Origin of the sequence: Streptomyces sp. SID1328 (assembly GCF_009865595.1) — a bacterium.
Taxonomy (GTDB): domain Bacteria; phylum Actinomycetota; class Actinomycetes; order Streptomycetales; family Streptomycetaceae; genus Streptomyces; species Streptomyces griseoluteus.
Map to the genome: position 1 here is coordinate 1 of NZ_WWKH01001026.1, position 10,721 is coordinate 10,721.

Genomic DNA, 10,721 nt, shown 5'->3' on the forward strand with positions numbered 1-10,721 from the left:
GGGTTGTTTCGCGTCGGAGGCCGACGGGGACCCGGACGGTACGCCGCCGGAGCACAGAAGCTCCGCCTGGCGGGCCGACGGCGGAACCACCGTTCCACCGGACCCGAGTGAGCGCCCGCAGAGGCGTGCCGGAGCCGCCCTGCATCCCCACGGACACGGCAGCGGCCACACACAGCAAGGACCCTCTGTGTCGCCGTCCGCCTGCCCCGTCGGATCTGGCCGGCCGACGAACGGCGTGCGGCCCGGTAGGGGGACGGCGGACCACGGCCGGTTCACCTCGATCCGGTCGCCCGCGGACCTGCCGGCCTTCTGCGCCGCCGTCGTCGAGCAGTTCGCCCATGCCGGCCGCCCGGTCTACGGCGCCCAGCCGGGCCACGGGAGCTGCGCCCCAGGCGCCCGCAGGACATTCCGCGGACTGATGCGACTACGGGCGGCCTGGGACATCGCCGTTCAGAAAGGAACGAAGTCGTGAAGAAGCCCACAGCAGGCGGCGCGGTCTCCACCGTGGCCAGCATGGGAACCGAGGCCCTGGACGCCGCGGTTTCAGTGGTCCGCCGCGCCGGCGAAGCCATCCGATCGAGAACCTCCCACGCCGGGGAGACGGAGCCGCGGTGGCACGTGATGACAGTGTGCGCGTCCGCCGAGGAGGTGGCGCCCGGCGGAAAGCTGCCTGAGCCGCTCGCCCAACTCGGCGACACCATCGACACCCAGCTGCGCCCCGCCCCCGGGGAGCGCGGGACGGAGCTGGCGTGCCGGCTGCACGACAAGGAGGATGCCGGGCCGCGCGACACCGCCGAGCCGGTGACCGGACACGACATGGTCCAGGAACTGCGGACCGCGCTGCGGCATGCCAAGGCGCTGGTCGAGACGGGAGAAATCCTCCTCCCCGACCGGCCGTCGACCAACCGGCCCACGTTCACCGGGCGCCCGCTGGACAAGTTGATCGAAAACGCCCAGGGGGAGGGACGGCTGTGAAGGCACTGACCTGGCAGGGCACCAACGATCTGTCCGTCGAGCAGGCACCCGACCCCGAGATGCGCAACGAGCAGGACGCGATCGTCAAGGTGTCGCAGACCGTGACCTGCGGCTCCGACCTGCACCTGCTCGGCGGGTACATCCCGTTCATGCGAGCCGGCGACGTCCTCGGCCACGAATTCATCGGCGAGGTCGTCGAGACCGGACCTCAGGTGAAGCGGCACAAGGCGGGCGACCGCGTGGTGGTCTGCTCCTTCATCTCCTGTGGCCGCTGCTGGTACTGCAAGGAGGGTCTGTTCTCCCTGTGCGACAACGGCAACACCAATCCCGGCATCACCGAGCACCTCTGGGGTTCGGCCCCGGGCGGCTGCTACGGCTACTCCCACGCCCTGGGCGGTTTCGCCGGCAGCCATGCCGAGTACATCCGCGTCCCGTACGCCGACCAAGGGGCCTTCCCGGTACCGGACGCCCTGGACGACACGACGGCGCTGTTCGCATCCGACTCTGCGCCGACCGGGTGGATGGGTGCCGACCTCGGCGGGGTGAAGCCGGGCGACGTGGTTGCCGTGTGGGGCTGCGGAGCGGTCGGCCAGATGGCCGCGCGGGCCGCGATACTGCTCGGCGCCGACCGGGTCATCGCCATCGACCGCCTCGAATACCGCCTGGACATGACCCGCCGGCACGTCGGTGCGGAGACCCTGAACTACGAGAAGACCGACATCGACGCCGAGCTGCGCGAGATGAGCGGCGGCCGCGGCCCGGACGTGTGCATCGAGGCCGTCGGCATGGAAGCCCACAGCTCCGGCGCCCAGAATCTCTACGACCAGACCAAACAGCAACTGCGTCTGCAGACCGACCGGTCCGCCGCCGTACGCCAAGCCATCCTGGCCTGCCGCAAGGGCGGCAGCATATTCATCCTCGGCGTCTTCGCGGGCTTCGTCGACAAATTCCCGCTGGGCGCGGTGATGAACAAGGGCCTGACCGTGCGCAGCGCGCAGCAGCACGGCCACCGCTACATCCCCATGCTCCTGGAGCGCATGGAAAGGGGCGAGCTCAAGACGGACCACCTGGCCACCCACATCATGTCCCTCGACGACGGGCCTGAGGGATACCACCTCTTCAAGGAGAAGCTGGACGGCTGCGTACGCGCCGTCTTCCAGCCCGGCCGGTAATACGGGGTCTCGGCGGCAAAGGCCGTCGCAGGGAACGCCCGGGTGCGCAAGCAGCATGCCTGCGCCACCCGGACGACCTCGGGCATGTCACCCCAACGGCCGCGGTCAGCCCCCCTGGTTGGACTTCAAGTGCGCTTCAATGCCTAGAGTTCCGGGCACGGACTCCCGCCCACGGATACGCCCTGCCGCCGAGAACCACGGTCGCGAACGGCGACCGGGAACGCGGCGGTGAGCGCGACCGTTGACCCGGCCACGCCGGTTCTCAGGACAGAGGTGATCCGATGAAGGTGCTGGTGACCGGCGGGACGAGCGGACTGGGACTCGCCATGGCCTCCGCCCTGGCCGCGACGGGAGCCACCGTCGCGCTGACCGGACGGTCCGGCGAGCGGGCGGAGTCCGTCGCCGCGGGTCTGCCGGGGGCGATCGGCGTCGAGATGGACGTGCGGGACGAGTCGTCCGTGGCCAGGGCCGTCGACGAAGCCTGGACGCGGCTCGGCGGCATCGACATGCTGGTGAACAACGCCGGCATCGGCATGCGCACGGTCAACCCGCGCTTCATGACAGAGCCGCAGGGCTTCTGGGAGGTAGCGCCCGACGCCTTCCGCGCGGTGATCGACACCAACCTGACCGGCTACTTCGTGGTCGCCCGCGAGATCACCCCACGGATGCTGGCATCCGGCGGTGGCCGCATCGTCAACATCTCGATGAATCACTCGACCATGCGACGCGCCGGCTTCGTGCCCTACGGGCCGTCGCGGGCCGGCAGTGAGGCGCTGTCCCGCATCATGGCGGCCGACCTGCGGCGCACGGGCGTCACCGTAAACGTGCTGCTTCCCGGAGGCGCGACGGTCACCGGGATGCTGCCCAAGGACGTCACCGGCGAGGGGCACGGCTTCCTGAGTCCCGAGGTGATGGGCCCGCCCATCGTCTGGCTGGCCTCCGACGAGGCAGCCGGCGTCCATGACGAGCGCATCGTCGCCGCCGAGTTCGAACAATGGCTGCGGGACCGGGAGAGCTAGTTGTGAGGGCGTGGGCGTGGGCGTGCGTGCGGGCGTGGCCCCGGCTTTGGAGGGGCCGCATCGCTTGTGGACGTCCACGCCATGAGTGAAGGGGCGGCCACGCCGGGCCGGCCGGCCGCTTCCGGTCCTCAGGGAAGTTTGTGGGCGAGAACGTCCAGTCGCTCGATGGAAGGCGGCTGGGAGAACAGCTCGCTGGCTCGTTCCATCAGGGCGCTGCCCAGCCGGCCGCTGAGGTGGGTCTGACGCGCGGAGTCGGTGGGGAAGGCGTCGAAGATCGCGAAACCGGTCGCGCTCAGGCGCACGGCGAACCAGGCGACCGTGTCGGGCTCCTCCCGCACGAGGTCGAGGCCCTGGCGGAGAAAGTCGGCGACCTCTTCCTCCTTGCCGGGCTTGGCCTCGACGTATACGTACAGCCCGACCTTGACGTCTGCCATGAGGGGACTCCTTTCCATGTCCGGCCGCCCGTGAGCGCCCAGGCACTGCCGTGACCGGTTGGCACAGAACGGGCCCATTATGGACGGATTGTCATGCCTTTGCGTACATTCGCCTCCCCTGGCAGGTCGCATCCCCCGCACGTGCGGGCCGGACGTGGGGTTCAGGCGGCACCCACAGACGCACGGAGCTCCGGCAGCCGAAGAAGTCCTTGTCGTCAAACGTGGGAGGTTGTGCGCCGCGGAGTTCTGACCGTCAGCTTTGGAGGAGTTGAGCCGCGAGCCACTCGTGCGGGTGAGACACCGTGTCGCCGCACCAGGGTGCGTCCGCCTGGCCGGGACACTGGCCAGGTCGGAAGCCCACGCGTCGAAGGATCCCACCATGGCCGACGAACCGTATGCGACGTTGAAGACCAACAAGGGTGACATCGAGGTCCGGCTGCTGCCGAACCACGCCCCCAAGACCGTCAAGAACTTCGTCGAACTCGCCACGGGCGAGCGACAGTGGATCGACCCGAACACAGGTCAGCCGAGCAACGCACCGCTGTACGACGGCACGGTCTTCCACCGTGTCATCAGTGGTTTCATGATCCAGGGCGGCGATCCCCTGGGCAACGGGACCGGCGGCCCCGGCTACAAGTTCGGCGACGAGTTCCACCCGGACCTGGCCTTCACCAAGCCCTACCTGCTGGCCATGGCCAACTCCGGTCCGGGCACCAACGGCTCCCAGTTCTTCATCACCGTCGGACCCACCACGTGGCTCACCGGCAAGCACACCATCTTCGGTGAGGTCACCGACGCCGCCGGCCAGAAGGTCGTCGATGCCATCGTCAACGTCGAGACCGGCCGCAACGACCGCCCCCTCGAGGACATCGTGATCGAGAAGGTCGTCATCGAGACCCGCTGACACCCAACCAACGACACGGCTCGCTTCCCGAAGCCGACACCGAACGTGCCGCCGATACGCCCGGGTCAAAGCGATGGCTCACGAGGTGGTCCCGAACCGGCAGTGGAAGCGGTGCAAATGCCCCTGACGGTGTCGGTTTTGGCGGCTACTCCTCTGGCTCCCAGGCGATCAGCTGCTCGAACACCTGCTGGTCGCCCTCGATCCTCAGGTCGCTCAGCGTGAGGCGGCCCCAGACGAAGAGGAGCAGCTGTTCGGCCGTGCCCGTGGCCGAAGCGGAGGCGGCCGCCGCGTGGTCCGTGAGGGGTGCGGGCCAGGCGCCGGTGCCGTCCAGCATAAGAAGCCAGGAGCGGCCCTCGGTGGCGTGGTAGTGGATGGTGGCGGCCTCGTGCGGCCAGGCAGCCGGGGTGGAGTTGCAGGTGTCGAGAAACTCGGCCACGCCGTCGATCGCGACGTCCGCCGGCATCGGCTGTACGGCGCCTGCGGCGAGCTGGGCGTCGTAGGTGTGCACCAGCACCTCGTGCACCCGGCGCCGGGCAACGCCCCAGGCACTCGCCGGCGACACGCCGAGGCTCCACCACGCCCAGCACTCGCGCTCCGGGCCGGCCTCGCGCAGCGCACTCAGCAGCAGCTCGTTCGACTCGGCGTACCAGGCCAGCAGCGCCTCGAGATCGCGCGGCACCTCCCCGGCATCCTTGGCCGGCGGAGCCTCGGCCGGGCCCGCGGCGACGATCGCGGCCCACCAGCGCTGGCCCGTACCCAGGTGCCGCACCAGATCGAACAACGTCCACTCGGGGCAGGACGGCACCGGCGCGTCAAGGCCGGGCGCGGCGGCAACCGCACTCCGGAACGCGGCCGACCGCTCGTCGATCAGTTGCAGCAGGGCGGAGAACTCAAGACTCTCTGTCACATCGCTTGCCTACCACCCCAGCTCAGCCGACCGCACCCTTGTTTCCCAGACCGTCAGCCGCGGGGGTCGGGGCGTGAATCGAAAGGGGATCTCCGAGCTCGGGGTGATCTCGCCTTGTCGCACGCGCACCCGGCCGATCGGGTACGTGCAGATGCCGATCGGGTTTGTGCAGATAAGGCGCTGCCCATCTGCGCGAGTCACCCCACGAGGTTGACAACCTGATGGGGAACCAGTGCCCACGACGTCCGTTGCGGCGCGGGCACGCCTCTGGACGGCCTACACGGAAAACGAGGAAATCGTGCTGGTCCGCGTCGGCGGGGATGCGTGCCCAGCCGCAGGTGCGGAAGCCCTTCGCGCCGATCGCGCAGGCGGGCAGTTCTACCGGGACACCGCCCGACTCAGCTCGTGCGTGGGTACGCCAACCGCATCCCACGCCAGCAGTACCGCATCGTGCTCCCGCGGACCGTAGGCGTCGGCGGCGTCCGCGGTCAGCCGTGCGAAGGACGTGAAGTCGGCGTCGCCGGCGAGTTCGCCACTGGTGAGCACGTCGTACCAGATGCGGCCGGCGCCATCCCAGGCGTGGCCGCCGAGCTGAGTCGCGGCGAGGTAGAAAGCGTGGTTGGGGATGCCCGAATTGATGTGTACACCGCCGTTGTCGGCGAAGGTATGCACGAAGTCGTCCATGTGGGCAGGCTGCGGATCCTTGCCGAGCTCGTCGTCGTCGTACGCGGTGCCGGGCGCCTTCATCGAGCGCAACGCGACGCCCTCCACTCCGGGGCGCAGCAGTTCCTCTCCGATCAGCCAGTTCGCTTCCTCGGTCGTCTCGCCCTTGGCGTACTGCTCGACCAGGGAACCGAATACGTCGGACAGATGCTCGTTCAGGGCTCCGGACTGACCCATGTAGGTCAGGTTGGCGGTGTATTGGGTGACGCCGTGGGTGAGCTCATGGCCGATGACGTCGGGGGACTGGGTGAAGTCACCGAAGATGCGCCCGTCCCCGTCCCCGAAGACCATCTGCTCGCCGTCCCAGAAGGCGTTGTCGTAGTCCTCCTGAAAGTGAACGCTGGCGTGCAGCGGGAGGCCGGCCCCGTCGATGGACAAGCGGGACAGCGTCCGGAGATAGAAGTCGAACGTGGCACCGAGGCCGTCGTAGGCGTGGTTGACCGAGGTGTCCGGTACGTCGGCCTCACCCTCTCCGCGTATGCGCCTGCCGGGCAACTCCCGCCGGTGCTCGACGTCGCAGACGGTGCGGAGGGGGTGATCAGGGGCGCGACTCGGCAGGGCGGCGGTTGGGCCGATCTCGGCCGTCAGCCTCCGTTGGACGCGCTGTGCCGCGTCGAGCGCGAGGGTGCGGCGGGCAGGCTCGTTCAGAGACGGGTCCTCGGCCCGAGCGAGCCGGTTGAGCAGATGCGGTGGCACGATCGCACATGGCGCCGTGGCCACGGTCCTGGGCGAGGAGCCTCGGATGTCGTCAGTCATGGGATGTGCTCCGATCGGTGCGGTACCGCACCTCATCCGCGACGCTCGCGCCTTTCGCAGGTGGTGGTTCACGTGCCGTCATTGGACCCGTGGGCCCACTTGAGGCTTTCCCGTGTAAAACAGTGCTGCCGGTCCGTCGGGTGACGGTACGAGCCGTCGATGCCTGCGACGAAACGTAAGGCGCGGCCCCCGCGATGCTGGGTGCGGACACACAGGTGGTACGGGATCAACTACCTGAAGGGCATGCGCGTTCGCCTTGGGGTGCCGTGGCGCGAGGACTTCTTCATGTCAAGGACGGCTGACTGCTGTGCCGAGCATGAAGTTGTCTCCCCGGAGGAGAGGACGCTTCCGGTTTCAACGGGCGATCCATGCGCGCGCGTGCTATGCCACCAGTTTCTGCCCGTCACTGGAAGTCTGCAACTGGGCGTCTAGAGCGCTCTCATATGGTCAAGTTTTCTTCTAGTCGAACCGGATGACCTGCTTCGACTTGGCGAGTCGCTGTTGCTGACCTGTAGTGCTCGTCAGATACGGGACAAGAGGTCAACTTCGCCGGGTGCCCCCAAGCCCACTTCTCACTCCTGTCTCCTTCATCACCCTCGAAAGCTCCTGCGATTCTTCACGATCCCTGTGACGGTGGGGCCGCCCTCCACACACAGAGGTGCGGGGGGAACACGAGCAGTGAGGGATGTGTGGGGTGTCGGACAACAGGGGTGGGGCGGGCGGCAGACGCCGTCTGGGACTTGTGCCGCAGGCCGCGGCGGTCACATCGTTGGTTTTACTGGGGGCGCTGACACCGCTGGGGGCGGCATCAGCGGCGACCCCGCATCGCGCGCCGAAGCCGGTGGCGCCGACGGTGTCGCCAGGGGTGACGAAGGCGGGCGCCTCGAAGGTGTCGGCGTCGGTTGCCTTCCGTGCGTCGGCGCAGGCACAGTTCTCGGGGCAGGCAGTGGACATCGCCTCGGAGACGACGGCGACGTCGACAACGAGGGCGGAGCCGGACGGCACCTTCACCAAGACGGTGTCGCCGCTGCGGGTACGCGTGAAGCGGGCGGACGGTTCGTGGGCGGAGGTGGATGCCACGCTCGTCAAGGCGGCGGACGGTTCTTACGCGCCGAAGGTGGCCACGTCAGAACTGGTGCTGTCCGGTGGGGGTTCGGGCCCCCTGGCGATCCTGCACCAAGGCGGCCGGGCGGTGTCGGTGTCGTGGCCCACGAGTCTGCCCGCACCGACTGTCTCGGGCGCGACGGCGACGTACGCCGACGTGCTGCCCGATGTCGATCTGGTGGTGACGGCGAGCGGCCAGGGCGGTTTCTCCCAGGTCCTGGTCATCAAGTCGGCCCAGGCAGCAGCAAATCCGGCGCTCGCCACGCTGAAGCTGGCCACCAAAGCCGACGGGGTATCGCTGGTTGCGGACGCGGCGGGCAACCTCTCGGCGAACGACGCCTCCGGGAACACGGTCTTCCACGCTCCGGCACCGGTCATGTGGGACTCCCCGGCCTCCTCAGCACAGTCCCGTACAGGACTCCGTGCCGCGCGGGCAGCCGCAGACGCGGATGCAGGTCCCGAGTCGGGGGCTGCGACGGCGCCGGTGAAGGTGGCGGTCGGCGGTGACGGCACTCTCTCGCTGACGCCGGACGCGGCAATGCTGGCATCAGCGAAGACGCACTACCCGGTGTACGTGGACCCCTCCTGGCAGCCGGTCACGGAGTCGAACCCCTCGTTCACCTACGTGCAGCAGGCGTATCCGAACACGTCGCACTGGAACGAGTCCGGTGCCCGCCTCGGTGTCGGATACCAGGGCTGGTCGTCGCCGACCGGCATCGAGCGGGCCTTCTACCAGTTCGACATCAGGAACGTCCTGGACGCGGACATCAGGACGGCGACGCTGAACGCGACCGAGGTGTACTCCTCGAACAACGCTTGTACGGCATACCAGGTGGACGTGCGCAGCACGGCCCCCATCAGCTCGGCCACGACCTGGAACCAGCAGCCCGCGCTGTACAACGAGTCCTCCTCCGCCCAGGTCGGCGGAGCCAACGGCTCCGGCTGCGACGGCCCGGTCAACTTCACCGCAGACGTCACCCCTGCGGTTGCCACCGACGGGGACGGCACCCTCACCCTGCGGCTGGCCGGGCACAGCGAGACCGACCGGCTCCAGTTCAAGCGCATGTCCACCAACCCGACCCTCAGCGTCAACTACGCGCCCACGCCGCACGACCAGGGAAACATTCCCTGGGAGAAGTACGGCGCGGTCCGCTTGGACGACTCCCTGGTCGCCTCGCCGAACCTGTCCAACGGCGACCTGGTCCTCAACGCCACCGACCTGGACCTGAGCGCGGTCGGCCAGTCCCTGCGGCTGACCCGTTCGGCGTCCTCGTTCCCGATGCCTGCGGGGTCGCTCGGTTCCCAGTGGTACGCCTCCTACGAGCGCACACTGGACACGGCGGCCAGCAGCAAGGTCACGGCGTACGGCCCGGGCGGTGAGGCGCTGGTCTTCAAGCAGAACAGCGACGGCTCCTACAAAAACGCCGCCGGCTACCACGCCAGGCTGACCAAGAACGACGACGGGACCTGGACGCTCACCCACACGCAGTCCGGCTCCAAGGACACCTACAACGCGTCCGGGAACCTGACCGCGGTCACCGACCGCAACGGCGACAAGATCTCCGTCGCCCAGACCCTCGCCTCCGGCACGGTGACCGGGTTCAAGGCCACCGACACCCGCTCCGGCCGATGGCTCTCGCTGACGCGCGGCGCCGACGCACAGCACTACAGCGCCACCGACAACTCCGGCCGCACGATCGCCTACGTGACATCGGGCGCGGTAGCTTCCAGCACGGCGAAGATGACCGTCACCGACATGACGGGCGGCAGCACGGTCTACGCCTACGACACCTCAGGACGCATCAACCAGGTCACCACGCCCGAGGGCCGGGTGACGAAGTTCGGATACGACACCCAGAACCGGATCACCTCACTCCAGCGCGTCGCGCCCACCGGCACGGACACCTGGACGTACGCCTACTCTGCCACCACCAGGGCCACCGCCGGGACGACGAAGGTCACCGACCCCAACGCCCACACCGCGACCTACACAGTGGACGACTCCGGTCAGGTCACCAAGGTCGTCGACGCGCTGACCCACACCCGGTCGACCTCCTACGACGCCAACCACAACCAGCTCACGGCCGTCAACGCCCAGGGCACCGGCTCGCAGAACACCACCACGTTCGGCTGGGACTCCAGCGACAACCTCACCTCGGCGAAACTGCCCACCGGCGCCACCACAGCACTCGGTGCCTACAGCACCCACTCCGGGGCCAACCTGCCCTCCAGCCTGACCACCCCGTCCGGCAAGAAGACCACCTACAGCTACGACACCTCGGGAAACCTGATGTCCTCCCAGGACACCACCCCGGGCGTGTCCAACGGGGCGAAACTGTCCTACGGCTACCAGGGCGACGACGGCGTCGCGGACTGCGGCGGCTTCGACGGCCAGCGCTGCACCGCCACGGACGCCAACGGCAACAAGACGTCGTACTCCTACGACGGCCAGGGCAACCTCAGCAAGACCACACCCCCCTCGCCCCTGGGCGCCACCACCTACACCTACGACGCGCTCGGCCGCCCGGCCACCATCCTCGACGGACGCGGCGTCACCACTACGTACACGTACGACAACCACGACCGCGTCACCAAGGTCGCCACCTCCGGCGGCAGCGGAAACCTCACCGTCGGCTACACCTATGACCACGACGGCAACCTGCTCACCCAGACCGACGCCTCCGGCACCCTCGCCTACACCTACGACGGACTCGGCCGGGAAGCCAC

8 protein-coding genes are annotated in these 10,721 nt (G+C 68.6%); 5 read left to right on the plus strand and 3 right to left on the minus strand.

The window, feature by feature from the left end:
* The first annotated feature begins 468 nt into the window (after positions 1–468).
* The 3 genes from GT030_RS33135 (at position 469) to GT030_RS33145 (ending at position 3,166) form a co-directional block, all read left to right on the plus strand.
* Positions 469–975, plus strand: coding sequence for a hypothetical protein (locus tag GT030_RS33135; protein ID WP_161204236.1), 507 nt, complete (start codon positions 469–471; stop codon positions 973–975).
* A complete protein-coding gene (locus tag GT030_RS33140; RefSeq protein WP_161204237.1) occupies positions 972–2,147 on the plus strand; it encodes a zinc-dependent alcohol dehydrogenase in 1,176 nt (391 codons plus the stop codon). Before GT030_RS33135 ends, GT030_RS33140 begins: the two co-directional genes overlap by 4 nt.
* 281 nt (positions 2,148–2,428) lie before the next feature.
* A complete protein-coding gene (locus tag GT030_RS33145; protein WP_161204238.1) occupies positions 2,429–3,166 on the plus strand; it encodes an SDR family oxidoreductase in 738 nt (245 codons plus the stop codon).
* 128 nt (positions 3,167–3,294) lie between these two features.
* On the opposite strand, the gene GT030_RS33150 is transcribed toward GT030_RS33145, so the two are convergent.
* The gene (locus tag GT030_RS33150) at positions 3,295–3,600 is read right to left on the minus strand and encodes an antibiotic biosynthesis monooxygenase (protein WP_161204239.1); all 306 of its coding nucleotides are present in this window, start codon (positions 3,598–3,600) and stop codon (positions 3,295–3,297) included.
* Positions 3,601–3,979: 379 nt separating this feature from the next.
* On the opposite strand from GT030_RS33150, the gene GT030_RS33155 reads away from it, so the two are divergent.
* The gene (locus GT030_RS33155) at positions 3,980–4,504 is read left to right on the plus strand and encodes a peptidylprolyl isomerase (protein WP_161204240.1); all 525 of its coding nucleotides are present in this window, start codon (positions 3,980–3,982) and stop codon (positions 4,502–4,504) included.
* A gap of 145 nt (positions 4,505–4,649) precedes the next feature.
* Here GT030_RS33155 and GT030_RS33160 read toward each other — a convergent pair whose 3' ends face one another.
* Positions 4,650–5,411, minus strand: a complete 762-nt coding sequence (locus tag GT030_RS33160; RefSeq protein ID WP_161204241.1) for a maleylpyruvate isomerase family mycothiol-dependent enzyme — start codon at positions 5,409–5,411, stop codon at positions 4,650–4,652.
* 378 nt (positions 5,412–5,789) lie between these two features.
* Complete coding sequence (locus tag GT030_RS33165) at positions 5,790–6,890, minus strand: M4 family metallopeptidase (RefSeq protein ID WP_161204242.1); 1,101 nt, start codon at positions 6,888–6,890, stop codon at positions 5,790–5,792.
* A 946-nt stretch (positions 6,891–7,836) separates the two neighbouring features.
* On the opposite strand from GT030_RS33165, the gene GT030_RS37475 reads away from it, so the two are divergent.
* A partial coding sequence (locus GT030_RS37475) for a DUF6531 domain-containing protein (protein ID WP_346009796.1) occupies positions 7,837–10,721 on the plus strand: 2,885 nt, incomplete at its 3' end.

What these genes read in the sequence shown, in the direction of transcription:
- GT030_RS33145 (WP_161204238.1), top strand. Translation starts at nt 2,429, where the DNA reads ATGAAGGTGCTGGTGACCGGCGGGACGAGCGGACTGGGACTCGCCATG.
- GT030_RS33150 (WP_161204239.1), bottom strand. Translation starts at nt 3,600, where the DNA reads ATGGCAGACGTCAAGGTCGGGCTGTACGTATACGTCGAGGCCAAGCCC.
- GT030_RS33155 (WP_161204240.1), top strand. Translation starts at nt 3,980, where the DNA reads ATGGCCGACGAACCGTATGCGACGTTGAAGACCAACAAGGGTGACATC.
- GT030_RS33165 (WP_161204242.1), bottom strand. Translation starts at nt 6,890, where the DNA reads ATGACTGACGACATCCGAGGCTCCTCGCCCAGGACCGTGGCCACGGCG.